This window comes from Streptomyces sp. NPDC034111, from assembly GCF_055575375.1.
The window spans coordinates 67,842-86,911 of sequence record NZ_JBVIST010000008.1; the positions used below are offsets into that span (position 1 = coordinate 67,842).

Genomic DNA, 19,070 nt, shown 5'->3' on the forward strand with positions numbered 1-19,070 from the left:
CGCCCTAAGGCAGCCCCATCTCGCGTTTGGCCGCGGCGACCACCGCCCGGCGGCTTTGGGCCGCGGCGATCAGGGCCTCCTGCCGGGCGTCGCCCGGTGGGGCTTCCTGGGCCGCGCGCTGGCGGCGCAGCAGGTCCTCCCCGGCCTGAAGGACCTCTCCGGAGGCGAGCAGGCGCAGCCGGGTCAGCTGGCTGCGCATCTCGGCGTAGCACGCCTGGGCCCTGTCGGCGTTGAGGGGCCGGTCGGCCGGGGCGTGGCGGACGAGGTCGGAGTGCGCCCAGCTCGCCTCCAGGAAGGCGACGAAGGCATCGGTGAGCGATTCGCGTGCCCATCTGCGGTGCTCGCGGCGGCCGCCGATCACCGTCGTCACGACCAAGGTGGCCAGACTTGTCGCCGCCGCCACCCATGCTGCCCACGCGCTCGCGTCCCCCATGGTCCTATTCTCCAGGGCCGCGGGTGGTCCCGGGGGCGCAATCAGATGAATGAGGCGGCTGTCAAGCTCGCAAACTCATCTCATTTTCTCCTTGGCCTAGTGGTGTCCGCTGGTGGACAGTCTTGGCAGGGGAGTCAGGCAGCCGGCACCGATGCCGGTATGTTCGACCGTTCCTTGGGGGGGAATTGCCATGGCGGCAGCTGAGTCAGACCGTCCGGACGGCAGAGGTCGCGGGGAGACCGCACCGGTGTCATTGCAACAGGCGATGGTGGACGTACTGGCCGCCTCACCACGCCTCGCGTCGCATGCGGGGCGGCGCGCTCTGGTGCGGATGCTCGCCCGGTCCCTGGACGATCCGCTCAGCGAGCCGGACGCACAGACGCGTTCTCTCGACCAGTTCTCGCAGTTGGTGGCGCAGTGCACCGCCCTCGCGGAGGGTGCCGATGCGCTGGCGGATGCCGTCGGGACGCTGACGGACGATCTGCGCACCACACGGAAGATGCGGCTGCTGTGCGACCGCTGGTCGGCGCGCAGCTGGCTGGCGGAGCCCGAACTGCTCGCTCTGGAGGGCCTGTTAAGCCAGGTCTCGACGGACGACGTGCATGTCATCGCGCAGGCCTCGTTGCAGCCGCTGGCGACGCCGCTGCCGCTGCACTGCACCCATGCGTGGAGCATTCTGCTCCATCTGCTGCGGCGCAATGCGCTGCCCAACGGGCTGCCGCCTTTCATGGCCTTCCTGGAGTACCTGGCGGCCGCGGTCGACGACAACGTGGGTGAGCAGATTCGCAGTTGGACGCTGCGGCACGCCCAGGCGGCCGGGCTGGCGTCGTCGCTGCGGGAGTGCCGGGCAAGAGCCACCTCGGTCCAGTTGCCGGACGCGACGGACCGCCGGGTGATGTTCGTGCTGATGCCGGACGGCCTGGAGAGCGACTATTACGTCCTGCGGGTGTGGCACGACGAGGGCGGCGCCTACGACGGTCCTCCACTGCGGGACGACGACACCCGGGTCCGTGAGACCGATATCGCCAGGGCCGTCACCAGCAGACTGCGGGACGCCCTGGTCGCCGGCCAGCGGGCGGACCTCACGGTCGAATTCTGGCTACCGCTGGCGCTGGTCAACGAACCGGTGTGGGAGTGGTGCCGGCCGGCCGGGGAGATGGAGGCCGAATGGGACTGCCGGGTGCTGGTGCGCAGCCTGGACCGGCTCCAGTCGCCCGACTCGCATTCGTCCTGGCGCAAACGGTGGATGCAGTTGATGCGTGAGGATGTACCGGCACCGCCGTGTGCCGGCCGCCGGGAGGCCACGGAGGAGGCGCGGCGGTCGAGCGAACCGCTCATCCTCAACTCACCTCCTGATATGGAGGACGGTCGAAGAGAGCTGATGGACGCCATCCGCTCCGGTGCCCCGGCCATCCTGTGGCATCGCCAGAACTGCTCGAAGCCGTTCCGCGAATCGATGCAGAACCTCATCCACCGCGGCCCGCTCAAGGACCTGCCCAGCAGGATCGGTGAGATCCATCTGTCACCGGGTCCGTTGGGCGACGAGGCGGAGCTGTTGCGTGAGGTGACGCTGCTCTGGGACGACCCGGACCGTCCGCTGCCCGTTCTCAAACCGCTCGTCGCCCCCGATGAGGTTCCTGCCCCGTGAACACACTTGAGGCCGCGACGTGGCTCATCACCGCCGCGCCCGCTGCGCCCGTCACACCTGCCCAGCTGCGCGGCCCAGAGCACCTCGCTGCCTCACGCACGGTCTTCGACCCGGCGCCGGAGGGGTGGCCGTCCTCCTTGCCGCTGCCCGCTGCCGAGGCGTCGGTCAGCGCGCTCCAGGCCCTGAGTCAGTTGCAGCCCGAGCTGACGGAGCTGCGCAAGCCGGCGCCGGATGCGTACGCGATACCCGCGGCGCCGGGGCCGGTCTGTCCGCCGTCACCGGATCCGACGGTGCGGGAGCTGATCCTGGTCGTCGACACCGGGCTTTCGATGTCCGCCTGGTATCCGACGATCAATGCCTTCGCCGCGTCCGCCTGTGAGCTTCCGCTGTTCCATGAAGTCCACATCGTCCAGCTGCGCAGCCAGGCCTCGACCACGCACTCGGATCTCTTCGACCGTTCCAAGGTGGACGAACTCCGGCTCGGGCGTGCCGCGCCGCCCCATCGCCAGAAGACCGTCTTCGTCATCACCGATGGTGTCGGCGCCGCCTGGAAGCGTGGGCTGATCTGGCGCGACCTGCGGGCCTGGGCGCTGCACCACACCGTGGCGATCCTGCATGTCCTCCCCCACCACGACTGGTATCTGTCGGGCATCCGTGCCCGGCCCCATCAACTGCGCGCGCTGGTACCGGGGTGTCCCAACAGCGCCCTGGAGGTCGCGCCGCCCGAGAGTGCCCCCGCGGCCGCGCAGAGCACCGCGCCGGCGCGGGACGGGCACCGGCTGCTGATTCCGGTGCTGGAGATACGCAAACGGTGGCTGGACCAATGGGTGCGGCTGATGACCTCCAGGCTGTGGGTGCACCAGCAGGCGCTGGAGGTCCCGTCGGCGTCCACGGCGACGGGACTGGTGCCCGCCCCCGCCGGTGCCCCGGAGGCCGAGCCCACGCCGGAACAACGCATCGGCGAGTTCCGTACCGCGGCCTCCGAGCATGCCTTCACGCTCGCCGTGCTGCTGGCCGCGGCACCGCTCAACCGCCACATCATGCAGCTCATCGCCGCCGAACTGCTGCCCGCCGCAAGCCCCGGCGATCTGGCGGCCGTGCTCACCAGCGGACTGCTCAACACGGTGGAGAACAGCGCGGAACACAGCGATCCGCATGACCAGGTGGTCTTCGACTTCATTCCCGATGTGCGGCAGAAGCTGCTGTCGCTGGGCGAATCCGCCAAGACCCGGCGCGTCGTCGCCCTGCTGGACCAGTACCTGGGTCCTCATGTGCCGGCGGTCCTCGGAATCAGCCAGCGCGTCAAGAACCCCGGCGTCGCGACCTTCCCCGAGATCACCCCCGAGGCGCCGCCCTACCTCCGTGTCGAGTGCGCCGTACTCACCGCGCTCTCCGGGGCCTCCACTCCGCACCGCGAGGCGGCCGAGCGTCTGCGCAAGAGGCTCGGAGGGTTCGCGTAGGCGTCGGCCTCGTGCCGGCATCGTCCTCGGCAGGTGATGCCGTCGCCTGCGCCGGGTGAGCCCGTATCAGCCGTGGCGCGGAATCCGGTCAGCCGGCCGCTGAACCCTGCGCGCCGCGCGGCGACGGGAACAGGACAGCGGACAAGGCTGATGCCGCGGAATTCCGCGCCGCCGGCAACATTTCGGCAATCAGGAGTGCGCCGGTCTGTCGCCGCGCTCGCGCAATACCAGCCGGCCGGCCGTGTGTTGCCCTTACCGTGGCGGATCACGCCCGCCTACTGACGCCCGGGTATTGGCCGGAAGTTCCGGAGCTTTGGCCGAACTTCCCGGTATCGATTACGGCCATCGCCCAACCGGTCCGAATGCCGACTTGTCCGCGCCGGAAGTCTGCGGGAATACAAGGGCATTGAATACGCAACGTCCGACCTTCGGCGTGACGTCCGGAATGCACCTTCCAGGGGGCAATGACGGCCCGTAGGTTTCTCCGTGAGGCACATGCCTCAGGAAAGTGCACACTCAACCTTTCTCGTGACTTCCAGAAGTCACAAGGTCAGGAGGAGCTCGTGGCAAGTCGCAAGGTCATCGCTGCCGTTCTTTCCGCATCGACGCTGCTCAGCGTGGGTCTGCTGACCGCCGGCAGCGCCCAGGCAGCGACCCCCTCGCCGCTTCGGGCGGACGTACGGTACACGTTCCAGAACGTCGGGAGCGACCGGAACCTCGACGCGTTCGGGAACGACACCGTCAAGGCCTGGTCGGCGGATGCCTCCGGAACTCAGGACTTTTACCTGAGAGCCGGCCGCTTCCAGGGGTACCAGCTGGAGAGCGCCCACCACCCCGGCCGGTGCATAACGGCCAAGGGAATCGGGCAGCAGATCGCGCTGGACAACTGCAACTCCGCCGTACAGGCCCAGTACTGGGACTATGCGAACCGGGACGACGGCTCCGCCCTTGTCAGCCGTAAGTACTCCCGGGGCTGCATCGGAGACGAAGGCGAGTTCAACACGGTAGCGCTCAAGCCGTGCACCGGGGCCGACGACCAGCGGTGGATTCCTCTGATCGGCTAGGCGGAATTCGCCACACGAAAGCCCATCCCCAGTAGATAGCCACGAATGAGTGGAGCAGTGGACTCCCCGCCAGAGGGCCCACCGCACACAGCACGCAGCACGCCCTGAGGGGGCGGCGAGCCTTGGCCGAGCTCGCCGCCCCCTCAGTCGTTCCCATGGAAGAGCCCGGCAAGGCCTCACCTCACAAGCCCCATTGGGCACTTACGCCTCACCCGTACCGCATTCGCCTCTTCCCGTCACATTTCCCGCACATGGCTGCCATCATCTGTTCACCAATCAACGAAAAGAGCGGGGGCGGGCATGTCTGCACCACAGGGACCGGCATGGGGACAGCGGGGACAGCAGGGACAGCAGGGGCATCCGATGCCTCCTATGTGGCAGCCGGAGCCGCCGCGACCCCACGGCAGGGGAAGGCGCGCAGCCGCCTATGCGGGTACCGCGTTCATTGCGCTGTTCCTCGGTGTGGGGATCGGCGCGTCGGACGCCTCGGCCGGCAAGGCACCGACGGCCGGGGCACGGCACCCGGCGCCGGCCGTGACGGTGACGGCAACGGCGACGGTCACCGCGACGGCGACCCCCAGGCCGGCCGTCACCGTCTCCCGGAAGCCCGAGCCGAAGGTGACCGTGACGGTCACGGCGTCGCCCAGGGCCAGTGCCGAGGCCGAGGCCGAGGGCGATGAGCCTGCGGAGTCGTCCGGCACCTCCGGCGACTCCTCCCGGACGGCGTCGTCGTCCGGCGGCGGCGCGGCGAGCGGCGCCACCGCGCAGTGCCGGGACGGATCGCTGTCGTATTCGGCGCACCACCGGGGCACCTGCTCGCATCACGGCGGGGTGGCGGTCTGGTACCGGTGACGACCGCCTGGGGTCGGCGGAGCCACATGGGCTGAGCAGCGCAGGATAATCACCCAAAGTGCTCACGGTGTCACTGCCTGACGTCGGTTTGCAGCATCGCCGGTGCGGCAGGATCGGAGGTACTTTATTTATGTCGCCTTTATGTCGCTTTGCGCCCGTAGGGCCGCTACCCGGGCGCGGCGGGGAGCCGGAGGTGCTCCCCGGCAGAGGTGACGAGAGGAGGTGCAAACCGATGCGGGCACAGCAGATCAAGCGCTCGCTCGCGGCTGCGGCGGCCGGAGCGCTGATGGCCGGTGGAGCCGCCGTCGGATCGACGGGCATGGCCACGGCCGCCACCCCCGCCGCCTCGCCCACGGTCGCCGTGGGCCAGCAGGTTCAGGCCAAGTGCACCTGGCACCATGGCCACTGGACCAAGCACTGGCACAAGGGGCACTGGGAGTTCCGGTGGCACGGGGGCTGGTACGACAGCCATCACCACTGGCACAAGGGTCACTGGTCCAAGCACTGGCACCCCGGCCACTGGGAGTGGACGTGGCACAAGGGTCACTTCAGCTGCCGGCGGTGAACCGGGCGGCACCGGAGTGATCCGGGCGGCCTGAGGCCGCTGCCTGCCGACCGGCGGGAGCCGTCCGGCCGGTCAGGGGCGGCGGCCTCGCGCCCTGCGCGGCACGGGTTCCGGACTGCATCGTGTGAAGAGCTCATGATGAACTTGTCTACGATGCAGCCATGTTGGCCTATGCCCCTGCGCTGCTCTTCTCCCTCTTCTTCTGCGTCGGCGTGCTCCGCGACCGGCGGCGGTTCGGCAACGCCGTCCATCTGGGGCTCGCCGTCACCTTCGGGTTGCTCGCCCTGATCGGCAAACTCGGCCGGACGCACCCCCTGTTGGGGCAGACCGCCGCCGTGGCGCTCCTGGCGCTGCCGACCCTGGGGGTCGTCGTACTCGCCGGCTTCCTGATCGCCAACGGCGTGAAGATGGTGCGCAAGGAAGGACGGCGTCCCGCCAATCTGCTGTCCCTGCTGGCCGGACTGGGCATCGTCGGTCTGGTCGTGCTGCTGATCGCGGCCGTGGTGCTGCGCTCGCGTACCTTGCTGGTGATCGGGGGGACCGCCGTCGGGCTGGTCGGCTATGTCTCGTTCCTCTTCCTGTGCTTCGTCGGATACGCCTTCCTCTACGGGCGGTTGCCGGTCCGGCGGGACGCCGATTATGTGGTCGTGCTCGGCTCGGGGCTCATCGGCGGGTCCAAGGTGCCGCCGCTGCTGGCCAGTCGGCTGGAACGCGGACGCGCGGTGTACGAGCGACTGGCCGCCCGCGGCGGCGCGCCCCTGCTGCTGACGTCCGGGGGCCAGGGGCCGGACGAGCAGCTGCCGGAGTCCCATGCGATGGCCGACTACCTCATCGAGCGCGGGTTCCCCGCGGACCGGATCGTACGGGAGGACCGCTCACGCACCACCGAGGAGAATCTGCGGTTCAGCCGGAGCCTCATGGAGGAGGCGAAGCCGGACTACCGGTGCGTCGTGGTGACCAACAACTACCACGCCTTCCGCGCCGCGTTGATGGCCCGGAAGACCGGTGTGAACGGTCAGGTCGTGGGCTCCCCCACAGCCGCCTACTTCTGGCCAAGTGCCACGATCCGTGAGTTCGTCGCAGTGTTCCTGGGGCACAAGGTGGTCAATCTCGGCGTCTGTCTGTTGCTCGTTCTTGGCGGTGTGCTCATCTGGTGGAACCGTTGAGATTCCGGCCGTGAGCAGGGCTGCGGGGCGGATCGCCGGGGGCGCGGAGGTGGACCAGGTCTTCACGGGTTTGTAAACAACGGGACACAAGAACACTCAAAATAGGTAAACCGCAGCAGTCGGGCGCAATGTGCTCTAGCGTTCACGTCCGACACGGACGCGGTTGTGCGCCGGGGGGTTCCGACCGCGCCGAAGTGAGGGGACGACCAAGTGGGGGGCCATGGGGTTGTTCGAAGCTGCCGCATCACGGGGGATCGCGTCACCCACCGGGACGGCCGAGCTGACACGTACATCGAGACCGCACAAGGAGACCGGGCAACGGCCCGCGGAGCGGCGGCTCTTACAGGTGGCGGTGGTCGTGGACCTGATCGGCACGGTGGTGCCGGTCGGTGCGGTCTGCGCCGCGACGCGGCAGCCGCAGCCGCTGCTCACCGCCGTACTGGCCGGCGCCTCATGGCTTGCCGTGGGCCTGGCAAAGAATCGTTACAGCAAGGGTGAACTCGGAGGCACTGGGGCGGTGATGCCGGTCCTGCGGGACTGGCTGACCATGCTGGGCGTGCTGGCCGTCACCTGCGTCGCGGCACGGATCGAGGTCGCCACCGCGGTCTGTGTGCTCGCGCTGGTGCCCTGCCTGGCGCTCACCGTGGTCCGGTGCAATCTGATGCACCGGTACCTGCTGGCGGTGCGCCGTCGTGCGCAGGCGCTGCGCCGGGTACTGCTCGTCGGGGAGGCGGGCGCCGTCGATATGGTGCTGGCCGAGCTGGCGCACCGTACCGACCATGAGTACATCGTCGTCGGCAGCTGCCTCGTCGGGGAGGAGGCCATCGACTCGGCGCTGCCCGTGCCTGCCCGGCTCGCCTCCGACGGTGACTCCCTCGAAGGGCAACTGGACGGGGAGACCGTGCTGCGGTGCGCGGCCGCTCTCGATACCGATCTGGTCCTGGTGGCGCCCGGCCGCCGGATGTCCGCCGCACGGGTGCGCCGGCTGGCCTGGGCGCTGCACGACGAGGGCCGGGATCTGGCCATACTGCCCGGGCTGCTCGATGTGTCACGGCATCGCGTACGGCTGGCCAAGGCGGCGGGCCTGACGGTGCTGCACATCGCCCCGGCGGCGCGGCGGGGGCTGCCGGTGCTGCTGAAGGGGGCCACCGACCGGTTGGGGGCGCTGCTTCTGCTGGTGCTGCTCTCGCCGGTGTTCGCCGTGGTGGCGGCGCTGGTCAGGCTCACCTCGGCCGGGCCGGTGTTCTACTGGCAGATCCGGGTCGGCCGGGACCTGATGCCGTTCCGGATGTGGAAGTTCCGCACGATGGTCGTCACCGCCGACCGGATGCGGGCCGCGCTGGAGACCGCGAACGAGCACGACGGGGCGATGTTCAAGATCCGGCGGGATCCGCGGGTGACCCGGGTGGGCCGGGTACTGCGGCGCTTCTCGCTGGATGAACTGCCCCAGTTGTTCAACGTGTTGGCCGGCCATATGTCCCTGGTCGGTCCACGGCCACCGCTGCCCGAAGAGGTCGAGCGGTACGACGGGACGGAGCTGCGCAGGCTGAGCGTCAAACCGGGGCTGACCGGGCTGTGGCAGATCAGCGGACGGTCCGATCTCTCCTGGGACGAGACCGTCGCGCTGGATCTGAGCTATGTGGACAACTGGTCCTACGCCCGTGACATCGATGTGCTGGTGCGCACCCTGCGCGCCGTGGTGGACGGACGCGGTGCGTACTGACCGGGGCGGGTCCGGGTGTGCGGGTGGCGGTGCCCCGACGAGGGGCGGACGCGGCCCGCGCACCACGGGCCCGGCGGCCTCAGGCGGGCGCCGGCGCCGAGCGCCACGCGCGGTAGGTCCGGTCGATGCCCTCGGCCAGCGGGATGGTCGGCGCCCAGCCCAGCGCCCGCAGCTTGCTGATGTCGAGGAGCTTGCGCGGGGTGCCGTCGGGGTGGGACGGGTCGAAGGAGATCCGTCCCTCGTAGCCCACGACGGAGGCGACGCAGGAGGCGAGGTCGGCGATGGTCAGGTCCTCGCCGCAGCCCACGTTCACCGGGTCCTCGCCGTCGTAGTGGCGCAGCAGCACCTCGCAGGCCGCGGCCAGGTCGTCGACGTGCAGGAATTCACGTCGTGGGGTGCCGGTGCCCCAGAGGGTGAGGTCGGTCAGTCCGTTCTCCTTGGCTTCGTGGAAGCGGCGGATGAGCGCCGGGAGGACGTGCGAGGTCTCCAGGTCGAAGTTGTCGCCGGGGCCGTAGAGGTTGGTCGGCATGGCGGAGATGAAGGAGGAGCCGTATTGCCGGCGGTAGGACCGGATCTGGACCAGGCCGGCGATCTTGGCTATCGCATAGGCCTCGTTGGTGGGCTCCAACGGTCCGCTCAGCAGGGCGTCTTCGGTGATGGGCTGGTCGGCGTGCTTGGGGTAGATGCAGCTCGATCCGAGGAACAGCAGCCGGCGGACGCCGGCCCGGTGCGCACCGGCGATGACGCTGAGCTGGATGCTCAGGTTGTCCTCCAGGAACTGCACGGGGCGGGTGCTGTTGGCCATGATCCCGCCGACTTTGGCGGCCGCCAGGACGACGGCGTCGGGGTGGGCGGTGCGCAGAAAGTCCGCGGTGGCATCGGCGTCCCGCAGGTCGAGTTCGGCCCGGGTCCGGGTCACCACGTCGTAGCCCTGGGCGGACAGCCGCCGGGTCACGGCGGATCCCACCAGGCCGCGGTGGCCGGCGACGAAGACGCGGGCGGGGGTGGGCAGCAAGTCATCCATGGGCCGGATTGTGCCAGTGCATCCGAGACATCCACCGGCTATTTCCGGAAATATCTGTCGCTTCTCGCGCTCGACCGGGGGTCTTCGAGCGGGTAGCGTCCACGCCCCGCGACCCGCCGGTACGCGAGGACATCACCGACCACTCCTGAAACACCATCACTTCTCGTGGGGGGAAGCCATGCCCAAAACCGCCGTTATCACCGGTATCACCGGCCAGGACGGTTCGTATCTGGCGGAGTTGCTGTTGAGCAAGGGGTATGAAGTGCACGGGCTGATGAGACGCTCGTCGAGCTTCAACACCGAGCGCATCGACCACATCTACCAGGACCCGCACACGCCCGGCCGGCGGCTGCTGCTCCACCACGTCGACCTCTCGGACGGGGTCGCGCTGGTGAATCTGCTGCGCGATGTGCGGCCCGACGAGGTCTACAACCTCGGCGCCCAGTCCCATGTCCGGGTCTCGTTCGACGCGCCGCTCTACACCGGTGATGTGACCGGCCTGGGCGCCGTACGGCTGCTGGAGGCGATCCGCGCCAGCGGCATCCGGACCCGGCTGTACCAGGCCTCGTCCTCGGAGATGTTCGGCTCCACCCCGCCGCCGCAGAACGAACGGACGCCGTTCCACCCGCGCAGCCCCTACGGCTGCGCCAAGGTCATGGCTTACTGGTCCACGGTCAACTACCGGGAGGCTTATGGCCTGTTCGGGGTGAACGGCATCCTCTTCAACCACGAGAGCCCACGGCGCGGCGAGACCTTCGTGACCCGCAAGATCACCCGTGCGGTGGCCCGCATACAGGCGGGGCTCCAGGAGCATCTCTACCTCGGCAACCTCGACGCGGTCCGTGACTGGGGCTATGCCCCGGAGTATGTGGAGGCGATGTGGCTGATGCTCCAGCGTGACGAGCCGGACGACTATGTCGTGGCAACGGGGGTGGCCGCGACCGTACGGGACTTCCTCCAGGCCGCGTTCGACACCGTGGGGCTGGACTGGGAGCGCAGTGTGCGCTTCGACCCGAAGTACGAGCGTCCCAGTGAAGTGGACGCGCTGATCGGCGATCCGTCCAAGGCCAGGAGCCTGCTGGACTGGTCGGCGAAGGTGCGGTTCGACGAGCTGGCGCGGATCATGGTCGAGTCGGACGTACGGCAGCTGGAGGACGAACTCTCCGGCCACCGGGTGCGGGTGGACCGATGACCGCTCCCTCCGCCACCGCCCGCCGGCTGCGCGGCTTCACCGGCGCCGGCTACGACAAGGGCCGTGGGCTGCTGACGCAGGCCGCCTGGTTCGCCGTGCTCAACCTGGTGTTCGTGAAGTGGTGGTGCCCGCCGCGGTTGCGGCCCCCGCTGCTGCGGGCCTTCGGCGCCCGCATCGGTGACCGGGTGCTCATCCGGCACCGGGTGCGGGTGCAGTGGCCGTGGAAGCTGACGATCGGGGACGACGTCTGGGTCGGCGAGGACGCCTGGCTGATCAACCTGGAGCCGATCAGCATCGCCGGCGACGTCTGTGTGTCCCAGGGCGCCGTGCTCTGCACCGGAAGCCACCAACGGCGCTCCCCCACCTTCGAGTTCGACAATGCGCCGATCCGGCTGGAGGCCGGGGCGTGGGTGGCCGCCCGCGCCATGGTGCTGCGGGGTGTCACCGTCGGTGCGGGCGCGGTGGTCGGCGCGGGCGCCGTCGCCCACCGGGACGTGCCTCCGGGGGCCGTGCACGCCACCGGGGGGAAGCGGTGAGGATCACCCATGTCGTCACGCTGGTGAGCGACGACGGTGCCTACGGCGGTCCGGTGAGCGTGGCGACCGGACAGCTGGGCGAACTGGCCGCGCGGGACCATGACGTCGAGCTGCTTTCGCTGTGGCGGGGGCGGGGCGCGGTGCCGCGCACCGTGGACGGGGTGCCGTTGCGCGCCCGGAGGGCCCGCACGCTGGTGCCGGGGCAGGGGTTCCTCGGCCTGTTCCACCCGGGGCTGCTGTGGCTGCTCTGGCGCCGGGCGGGCCGGGCCGACGTCCTGCATCTGCACGCCGGACGCGATCTGGTCTCGCTGGCCGCGCTCGCGGTGGCCGTGGTGCGCCGCCGGCCGTTCCTGGTGCAGACGCACGGCATGGTCCAGCCCCGCCGTACCGCCGTCGCCCGGGTCTTCGACCGGGTCTACGTCCCGCTGCTGCGCCGGGCGGCGGCGGCCCTGGTGCTCACCGACGAGGAGGAGACCGGGCTGCGGCGGGTGCTGGGCCCGGGCGGGCCGCGGCTGGTCAGGCTCAACAACGGGGTGCGTGCCCGGCCGGCCGGTGGGGAGCGGAGCCCGGCGGATGTGCTCTTCCTGGCCCGGCTACAGGCCCGTAAGCGGCCCGAGGCGTTTGTGCGGATGGCGGCACTGGTGCACCGCAAGCGGCCCGATGTCTCGTTCGCCGTGCACGGTTCGGACGAGGGGCGGCTGGCCGAGGTGCGGCGGCTGATCGCCGACGAGGAGCTGGGCGAGGTGGTGACGTACGGCGGGGCGCTGGATCATGAGGCGGCCGTGCGGCGGACGGCGCGGGCCACCGTGTACGTGCTGCCGAGCGTCGAGGAACCGTTCCCGATGAGTGTGCTGGAGTCCCTGGCGGTGGGTACACCGGTGGTCTGCACGGACAGCTGCGGTATCGCCGGCGCGCTCCGGCGGCGCGAGGCCGCCATGGTGACCGACGGTTCGCCGGAGCAGCTGGCCGACGCGGTGCTGCGGCTGCTGGAGGACACGGCGTTGCGGGAGCGGGTGGTGCGCGCGGGCCTGGCGGCCGTCGAGGCGGAGTTCTCGCTCGCGGCGGTGGCCGACCGGCTGGAGGAGTACTACCGGTCCCTCACGGGAGCCTGGTGAGGCGGGCGGCGGGGCCGGGGCCCCGCCGCCCGGCACTACCGGCCCGCTCTGGCGAGCTGCAGCAGTGCGGTGATCCGCTCCAGGCCGGCCCGGCTGCTGAGCCGCTGCTCGACGTAGTGCGGCCCGCGGGCGCCGAGCCGGGCGGCCCGCTCGGGATCGTCGGCGAGCGCGCGGACCTCGGCCAGCAGCGCCTTCGGGTCCTCGGGGGCAATCACCGATCCGGCGCCCGAGCGCAGCACCTCCTGCGCGGTCCCGCCCTCGGCGGCCACCGAGGCGATCACCGGCCGTCCGGTCATGAAGTACGAGGTCAGCTTGGACGGCAGGCTCATATCGAGCACCGAGGCCTTCTGGGTCACCGCGAGGACGTCGGCCGCGGCGAGGACGTCGGGGAACTCGTCGGCGCCGGCGGGTGGCAGGAAGGACAGCGCGGAGCAGCCGGCGGCGAGCCGTTGCAGGTGGGCGCGCTGGTTGCCGTCGCCCATGAGCACGAACCGTACGGGGGCCGCCTCCTGGCCGGCGAGCCTGGCGGCCTCGACCAGTACCTCCAGTCCTTGTTTGAGGCCCATGTTGCCGGCGTGCAGCACGACGGTCTCCCCGGGCCGCCAGCCCAGTCGGGCCCGGGTCTCTTCCCGGTCGCCGCTCGGGCCCTGCACATGCGTCCAGTTGGGCACCACATGCACGCGGGCGCGGGGCACGCCCATCGCGGTGACCCGGGCCACGAACGACTCGTGCACCACCCCGACGACGGTGGCGCCGCGCAGGATCCGGGCCTCCACCGCCCCGGCCAGTGCGGCCGCCCGGCCGCCGCCCCGGATACCGCTCTGCTCGGCCGCCGCCCCCATCAGGTCCTGGACGACCACGACATGCGGCGCGCCGGCCCGCCGTGCCAGGCGTCCGCCCAGCACTCCCCCGGCCAGGGTCGGCATCTGGGTGAGCACCACGTCGGGCCGGATGCGCGGCGGCGGCGCCACGGCGCCGTGCGCGAGGATGCTCGCCTCGAACAGCGCCCGGTGGGCGGCGGTCTGGCGCGGGGGTACGGTGTGCCGCCGCCGGTGGACGGTCACCCCGCCCCGGCGTTCGCGCAGTCGCCACCGGCCGCGGTACTCCTCGGCGACCTGCCACGCCGGATAGTGCGGCATGCCCGCGAGGACATGGGTGTCCGCGCCGGACGCGGCGAGGTGCTCGGCTATCTGCGTCGAGTACGGCCCTATGCCGGTGTGTTCGGGTGCGTAGTTGGTCGAGACCACGAGCACACACCGGCCGGCGAACGAGTCTTCCACGGCTGCCCCCTCTGGATGTGCGGTCATCGTAGAAGCGGCCGGGGCGGAAAAACCGCGCATTGGGTTGCGATTGTGTCCCGAAGGCGGCCTTGTTATCCGATGTCCCTTAGATTGGCGTCGCTGTCAGGGAGTTGGGGGAGGTGGGGCCGATGACGGCCGTGAGGCGGCCGGGTGCCGCACCGCCCGCGCGCGCGGTCGCCGCGCTGTGCTGCTGGGCGCTGTTATTGGTGGTGTTGCTGCCGCTGGTGGTGCTCCAGTCGCTGGACGCCCGCTTCGGTGCCGCGCTCGCCGTGCAGTGCGTGGTGGTGGTGCACAGCGGCGCCGCGCTGGCCCGGGTGCTGACGGATGTCCGGGCCCGGGTGATCGGCTTCGGCTTCTGGCTCTTCTCGTATGTGTGGCTGGGTCTTGCGCCGTTGGCGATGCTCGCGACGGATGCGTATCCGCGGGGGTTCGTCGTCGACGCGGAGACGGCCTTCATGACAACGGTCCTGGTGGAGACGGGACTTGTGGCCTACAGCGCGGGATCGGCGCTGGCCTCGTGGCGGTCGTCCCGGGCCTCGGTGCTCCTCGAACCGGTCCTCGCCCGGCGGCTCTCGCCGGTGCGGGTGCTGCTGCTGTGCGGTGTGGCGCTGCTGCTGGCCGTGGTGCTGATCCCGGGTCAGGGCGGGCTGTCGGCGTTCTTCCTCAGCCGGCAGGCCGCCAACGAGGCGGCGGCGCAGGCCGCGCCCTCGGGGTCGGCGGACCGGGCGATGGCGGCGTGGGCCCTGTCGGTGCCGGCGTTCTGGGCGCTGGTGGGGCTGGTGCACGTACCGCGGTTCACGGCCGGTGACCGGATCCTGCGCGGGCTGCGCTGGCTGCTGCTGCCGCTGCTGATCGCGCTGAACGTCGTGGTCAACAACCCCATCAGCCAGCCGCGGTTCTGGGCCGGTACGGTCCTGCTGGCGCTGGTCTTCGGCGCCTCCTGGCTGCGCGGTCCGCGGGCCTTCCGGGCCGGCGCCGCGGGCGTGGCGGCCGTGGTGCTGGTGGTCTTCCCGTACAGCGACTACTTCCGCTACGACAAGCGGGAACCGGTCCGGGTGGTCTCGCTCGCCGAGCAGTTCACGTCCAACGGCGACTACGACGCCTTCCAGCAGATGGAGACGGGCGTGGACTACGTCCGTGCCCATGGCTTCACTCCGTCGGCCGCCCTGGGGCCGCCGCTGTTCTTCGTGCCGCGCGCCACCTGGCCGGGCAAGCCGGACGATGCGGGGATCCTGCTCGCCCGGCATGCCGGGTACACCTTCGACAATCTCTCCGCGCCGCTGTGGATCGAGTCGTACATGTGGGCCGGCTTCCCGTCGGTCCTCGCCGTCTTCGGTCTGATCGGTGCGGTGGGACGGCGCATCGACGCTCTCCGGCACCGGCTGCGGCGGCGCCCGGGCACGCTCGCGGCGCTGCTGGTACCGGCGTTCGGCTTCTACCAACTCGTGTTGCTGCGCGGCAGTCTGATGGCGATCGTGGGCCCGCTCGCCCTGCTGGTGTGCATCCCGCTGCTGATCACCCGTAAGCCCGGGCGTACGGCGCCGCCGCCGACGCCGGAACCCGGGTTTCCGCCGCAGTACGCGGCGTCTTCACCGCTGACCACAGGAGGAGCACGTACGTGAGCGTCTTCGACGAGCCCGTGGAGGAGCCGGACCAGATCCGCGATCAGCTGCGCCAGCTCTTCCGCTACCGCGCCTTCATCGTGCTCGGCCTGCTGCTGGGCCTGCTCGGCGGTGGTGCGGTGTCGGTGCTGGGGGGCGCCACCTACACGGCGACCGGCGAGGTCGTGGTGCATGCGATCAGCACCGCGCCCTTCGAGGCCGGCGGAGTCTCGGCGGACAAGCAGATCAGCATGGGCACCGAGCGGCAGATCGCGCAGAGCGCGTCGGTGGCGGCAGGTGCGGCCAAGGCCCTCGGCGAACGGACCGCGCCGGCCACCCTCCAGCGGGATCTGCGGGTGAGCAACCCGCCGGAGACCCAGACGCTGATGTTCGAGTACAGCGCGGACTCCGCGGACCGGGCGGCCACGCTCGTCAACGCCTTTGTGCATGCGTACCTCGACTACCGGCAGACCGCGGCGACCCAGCGGATCAACACGACGGTCGGCAAGCTGGGCGCCGAACTCGGGCCGCTGCTGGAGCAGCGCAAGGTGCTGGACCGGCGGATCGCGGGCGAGAGCGCAGGTTCGGGGCGGGCCACCGACCAGTCCGAGCGCAGCAATCTGGTGTCGGAGATCGCCGATCTCCAGGGGCGGATCTCCAGTCTGAAGTCCCTGGACACCACGCCCGGCGACATCGTCCGCAAGGGCGATCCGCCGGCCTTCCCCTCCAGCCCCGGTCTGGGCATGCTGCTGCTCACGGGGGCGGTGGCCGGTCTCGCCCTGGGCATCCTGGCGGCCTGGGTCCGGTCGGTCCTGGAGCCGCGGGTCCGGTCGGTGGCGGACGTGCAGAACAATCTGCGGGCGCCGGTGCTCGGCATCCTGCCGCGCCGGCGGGGCGGCGGGGAGGTGCTGGAGGTCGGCCGGTCCGGCCACGGCAACCGTGCCGAGGCGTACCGCACGATCGCCTTCCGGCTGGTGCACGACCGGCGTTTCGCGGGGTGCGGCAGCCTGCTGATCGTCTCGCCTCGGGAGAACGCGGATGCCGTCTCGGTGGCGGTCAACCTCGCCGGTGCGTTCGCCGAGATCGGCAACGACATCCTCCTGGTGGAGGCGAATCTGCGCACGCCCGACCTCGCCCTGCGGCTGCCGCTGCATCCCGGCCATGGGCGCCCTGTGCCGGGCAGTTGGGCGGAGGGCGAGCGGCTTGCGGTGGACGCGGGCGTGGACGGACGCTTCGATCTGCTGCCGGGCCGGGAGGTGCCCAATCCGGCGCGCGCCCTGACCTCGCCGCAGTTCGCCCGGCTGCTGGACGCGCCGTCGGGCCCGTACGAGCACGTCGTGGTCGTCACCGGACCGCTGCTCTCGCACGCGGACGGGCTGGCCGTCGCCAAGCAGGCGGCCGGTGTCGTGGTGGTCTGCGACCTCAACGAGGTGCGCCGGGACGATCTGGACCGGGTGTGGGAGCTGATCACGGGGGCCGGCGGGCACCTCCTGGGCGCCGTCCTGGACAAGGGGGCCCGGGGTCCGTCGCTGCGCCGGCTCGCCGACGGGGGGCCGACCCACCGCAAGCGCGGCCAGGGCCGTCAGCGGGCCGCCGTGGTGCCGCCGGCCGGCCCGCCGCCGCCCCGTAGCGGCCGGATACCGGGGGCCGGAGCGTCCGCCGACGCCGACGCGTCCTCGCTGCGCGGGTGACGGCCCTCGGTCCGGCGGGCTCCGGCGGCCGGCCGGCGGCACCGGCGCCCTCACATGCCACGGCCGGCGGGCAGGGCGTCGCCTCGACCGCACGCGGCAGTCTGTTCGCCCTGGCGGGCTCGGGCGCCAATGCCGTCTTCGGGTTCGTCCTCGTCGCCGTCGTCACCCACGGGCTCGGGGCCCACGGGGCCGGCGCGGTCTTCACCGGTGTCGCGGCCTTCACCATCATGAGCAACGCCCTGAAGCTGGGGGCCGATACCGCGCTGGTCCGGTTCGTCTCCCGGGACCTGGCGCTCACCGGTGGGGCCGGGGTACCGGGTCTGCTGCGGATCTCGGTCCTGCCGACGCTGCTGGCGAGCGCCACGGGGGCGGCGGTGCTGCTGTTCTCCCCCGGGCTCGCCGGCCTGCTGCTGCCCGAGCTGCCCGCCGGCCAGGCCTTTGCGGTGCTGCGGCTGTTCGCGGTGTTCCTTCCGGTGGCGACGGTGGCGCTGGTGCTGCTCGGCGCCACCCGGGGGTACGGCTCGGTGGTGCCGTTCGTGGGCGTGGAGCAGATCGGCAAACCGGTGCTGCGGGTGCTGATCGCGGTGCCGGTGGTCCTGGTCGCGCCCGGCGTGGTCGCCCTCAGCGCGGCGTGGCTGCTGCCCGGGGTGCTCGGTGCCGTGGCGGCCTGTGTCTCGCTGCGCAGGTCACGGCGGGACCGTCCGGGCACCGGCCAACCGCCGTCGCAGGCACGGGAGTTCTGGGCCTTCGCCGGGCCGCGCGCGGTCTCCTCGGTCTTCGACATCACCGCGGTGTGGATCGGGGTGATCATGCTGTCGGTGCTGGGCACGAGCGCCGAAGCGGGCGTCTACACGGCGATCGGGCGGCTGGTCACCGCGGGGACGCTGCTCCAGCTGGCCGTCAGGCTGGCGGTGGCCCCGCAGATCAGCCGGCTGCTGGCGGGCAGTGATACGCAGGGGGCACACCATCTGCACCGGTTGTCGACGCGCTGGATCGCGCTCTTCTCCTGGCCGGTGTTCGTGCTCCTGGCGGCCTATCCGCACACCGTGCTGTCGCTCTTCGGGGCGGGGTTCGACGGTGGTGCGCCGGGTCTGGTGGCGCTGGCGGTGGCCTGTCTGGTCAATGTCGGGGTCGGCAATGCGCAGACGGTCATCCTGATGGCCGGCCGGAGTACCTGGAACCTGGTGGTCGCCGGTGCCGCTTTCGTGGTCCAACTGGGCAGTGGAATATGGCTGGTTCCGCGGTACGGGGTACTGGGGGCGGCAGTGTCCTGGGGACTGGCGATCGTCGTGGACAACGGCCTGTCGGCCTGGCTGGCCCGGTCCCGGCTGGGGTTTCGCACCGCGGACCGCGGCTACCTGCTGGCCGCCGTGGTGGGCCTCGGGGCGGTGGCCCCCGTGGCGTTCGCTGTACGAACGCTATTCGGTGACAGCGTTCCCGGTGCTCTCTTGGGAATGGTTTTGGCCATTGGGGCATTCGGCGGCCTCGTCTGGCGCTATCGTTTGCCGCTGGGGGTAGGGGAGTTCTTCGGGGTGTTGCGCAAGCGCAGTTCCGGAAACTCTCGATGAACGCCGAACGCATTGCGACACCGCTCGTCCCGCCACAGAAGTCGTTCCACCGCTCGTCGCGCCACAGAAGTCGTCTCGTTCGCGTTTCCTCTCCCGATAACTCCGATCGCGCCATGCTTCCAGGGGGGACC

Annotated in this window: 17 protein-coding genes; 13 read left to right on the forward strand and 4 right to left on the reverse strand. The window is 70.9% G+C overall.

Going from position 1 to position 19,070, the window contains the following annotated elements; all coding sequences use genetic code 11:
• Positions 1-4: 4 nt before the first annotated feature.
• The gene (locus ACZ55A_RS20280; protein WP_468841704.1) at positions 5-433 is read right to left on the reverse strand and encodes a hypothetical protein; all 429 of its coding nucleotides are present in this window, start codon (positions 431-433) and stop codon (positions 5-7) included.
• Between the two features lie 247 nt (positions 434-680).
• Here ACZ55A_RS20280 and ACZ55A_RS20285 point away from each other — a divergent pair, with 247 nt between their 5' ends.
• From ACZ55A_RS20285 to ACZ55A_RS20295, 3 genes are all read left to right on the forward strand, one after another.
• The gene (locus ACZ55A_RS20285) at positions 681-2,081 is read left to right on the forward strand and encodes a VMAP-C domain-containing protein (protein ID WP_468841706.1); all 1,401 of its coding nucleotides are present in this window, start codon (positions 681-683) and stop codon (positions 2,079-2,081) included.
• Complete coding sequence (locus ACZ55A_RS20290; protein ID WP_468841708.1) at positions 2,078-3,541, forward strand: SAV_2336 N-terminal domain-related protein; 1,464 nt, start codon at positions 2,078-2,080, stop codon at positions 3,539-3,541. The genes ACZ55A_RS20285 and ACZ55A_RS20290 overlap by 4 nt, the downstream gene beginning before the upstream one ends.
• Before the next feature lie 563 nt (positions 3,542-4,104).
• Positions 4,105-4,605 (forward strand): RICIN domain-containing protein, encoded by a 501-nt coding sequence (locus ACZ55A_RS20295; RefSeq protein WP_468841710.1) that lies wholly within the window; start codon positions 4,105-4,107, stop codon positions 4,603-4,605.
• Positions 4,606-5,030: 425 nt separating this feature from the next.
• Here the strand turns inward: ACZ55A_RS20295 and ACZ55A_RS20300 are convergent, their stop codons facing one another.
• Positions 5,031-5,417: a hypothetical protein gene (locus ACZ55A_RS20300; RefSeq protein ID WP_468842090.1), complete on the reverse strand. Its 387-nt coding sequence runs from the start codon at positions 5,415-5,417 to the stop codon at positions 5,031-5,033.
• Between ACZ55A_RS20300 and ACZ55A_RS20305 the strand changes: the two genes are divergently transcribed.
• The 4 genes from ACZ55A_RS20305 (at position 5,389) to ACZ55A_RS20320 (ending at position 8,911) form a co-directional block, all read left to right on the forward strand.
• On the forward strand, positions 5,389-5,457 hold the full coding sequence (locus ACZ55A_RS20305) for a DUF3761 domain-containing protein (RefSeq protein ID WP_468842064.1): 69 nt from the start codon (positions 5,389-5,391) through the stop codon (positions 5,455-5,457). The two genes, ACZ55A_RS20300 and ACZ55A_RS20305, sit on opposite strands and share 29 nt — an antisense overlap.
• Before the next feature lie 232 nt (positions 5,458-5,689).
• The gene (locus ACZ55A_RS20310; protein ID WP_468841712.1) at positions 5,690-6,022 is read left to right on the forward strand and encodes a hypothetical protein; all 333 of its coding nucleotides are present in this window, start codon (positions 5,690-5,692) and stop codon (positions 6,020-6,022) included.
• 161 nt (positions 6,023-6,183) lie between these two features.
• On the forward strand, positions 6,184-7,188 hold the full coding sequence (locus ACZ55A_RS20315) for a YdcF family protein (RefSeq protein WP_468841714.1): 1,005 nt from the start codon (positions 6,184-6,186) through the stop codon (positions 7,186-7,188).
• Positions 7,189-7,546: 358 nt separating this feature from the next.
• Entirely contained in the window at positions 7,547-8,911 is a 1,365-nt protein-coding gene (locus ACZ55A_RS20320) for a sugar transferase (protein ID WP_468841716.1), read from the forward strand.
• 79 nt (positions 8,912-8,990) lie between these two features.
• On the opposite strand, the gene ACZ55A_RS20325 is transcribed toward ACZ55A_RS20320, so the two are convergent.
• Positions 8,991-9,935 carry a GDP-L-fucose synthase family protein gene (locus ACZ55A_RS20325; protein WP_468841718.1) on the reverse strand — a complete coding sequence of 315 codons (945 nt, stop codon included), beginning with the start codon at positions 9,933-9,935 and terminating at the stop codon, positions 8,991-8,993.
• A 178-nt stretch (positions 9,936-10,113) separates the two neighbouring features.
• On the opposite strand from ACZ55A_RS20325, the gene gmd reads away from it, so the two are divergent.
• From gmd to ACZ55A_RS20340, 3 genes are read left to right on the forward strand one after another with little or no spacing between them, the layout of a single operon-like run.
• Positions 10,114-11,127, forward strand: coding sequence for a GDP-mannose 4,6-dehydratase (gene gmd, locus ACZ55A_RS20330; RefSeq protein WP_468841720.1), 1,014 nt, complete (start codon positions 10,114-10,116; stop codon positions 11,125-11,127).
• Positions 11,124-11,663: an LbetaH domain-containing protein gene (locus tag ACZ55A_RS20335; RefSeq protein ID WP_468841722.1), complete on the forward strand. Its 540-nt coding sequence runs from the start codon at positions 11,124-11,126 to the stop codon at positions 11,661-11,663. The genes gmd and ACZ55A_RS20335 overlap by 4 nt, the downstream gene beginning before the upstream one ends.
• Positions 11,660-12,778, forward strand: coding sequence for a glycosyltransferase (locus ACZ55A_RS20340; protein WP_468841724.1), 1,119 nt, complete (start codon positions 11,660-11,662; stop codon positions 12,776-12,778). Before ACZ55A_RS20335 ends, ACZ55A_RS20340 begins: the two co-directional genes overlap by 4 nt.
• Before the next feature lie 35 nt (positions 12,779-12,813).
• Here the strand turns inward: ACZ55A_RS20340 and ACZ55A_RS20345 are convergent, their stop codons facing one another.
• Positions 12,814-14,025 carry a glycosyltransferase gene (locus ACZ55A_RS20345; RefSeq protein ID WP_468842066.1) on the reverse strand — a complete coding sequence of 404 codons (1,212 nt, stop codon included), beginning with the start codon at positions 14,023-14,025 and terminating at the stop codon, positions 12,814-12,816.
• A 182-nt stretch (positions 14,026-14,207) separates the two neighbouring features.
• Between ACZ55A_RS20345 and ACZ55A_RS20350 the strand changes: the two genes are divergently transcribed.
• The 3 genes from ACZ55A_RS20350 to ACZ55A_RS20360 are packed head-to-tail and all read left to right on the forward strand — an operon-like array spanning position 14,208 to position 18,939.
• Entirely contained in the window at positions 14,208-15,701 is a 1,494-nt protein-coding gene (locus tag ACZ55A_RS20350) for a hypothetical protein (protein ID WP_468841726.1), read from the forward strand.
• Complete coding sequence (locus tag ACZ55A_RS20355) at positions 15,698-17,371, forward strand: polysaccharide biosynthesis tyrosine autokinase (RefSeq protein ID WP_468841728.1); 1,674 nt, start codon at positions 15,698-15,700, stop codon at positions 17,369-17,371. The genes ACZ55A_RS20350 and ACZ55A_RS20355 overlap by 4 nt, the downstream gene beginning before the upstream one ends.
• On the forward strand, positions 17,368-18,939 hold the full coding sequence (locus tag ACZ55A_RS20360) for an oligosaccharide flippase family protein (RefSeq protein WP_468841730.1): 1,572 nt from the start codon (positions 17,368-17,370) through the stop codon (positions 18,937-18,939). Before ACZ55A_RS20355 ends, ACZ55A_RS20360 begins: the two co-directional genes overlap by 4 nt.
• Positions 18,940-19,070 lie beyond the last annotated feature (131 nt).

Bases quoted from the DNA above. Each gene is read 5' to 3' on its own strand.
- ACZ55A_RS20280 (WP_468841704.1), bottom strand. From the start codon at position 433: ATGGGGGACGCGAGCGCGTGGGCAGCATGGGTGGCGGCGGCGACAAGT.
- ACZ55A_RS20310 (WP_468841712.1), top strand. From the start codon at position 5,690: ATGCGGGCACAGCAGATCAAGCGCTCGCTCGCGGCTGCGGCGGCCGGA.
- ACZ55A_RS20315 (WP_468841714.1), top strand. From the start codon at position 6,184: ATGTTGGCCTATGCCCCTGCGCTGCTCTTCTCCCTCTTCTTCTGCGTC.
- ACZ55A_RS20325 (WP_468841718.1), bottom strand. From the start codon at position 9,935: ATGGATGACTTGCTGCCCACCCCCGCCCGCGTCTTCGTCGCCGGCCAC.
- gmd (WP_468841720.1), top strand. From the start codon at position 10,114: ATGCCCAAAACCGCCGTTATCACCGGTATCACCGGCCAGGACGGTTCG.
- ACZ55A_RS20335 (WP_468841722.1), top strand. From the start codon at position 11,124: ATGACCGCTCCCTCCGCCACCGCCCGCCGGCTGCGCGGCTTCACCGGC.
- ACZ55A_RS20350 (WP_468841726.1), top strand. From the start codon at position 14,208: ATGACGGCCGTGAGGCGGCCGGGTGCCGCACCGCCCGCGCGCGCGGTC.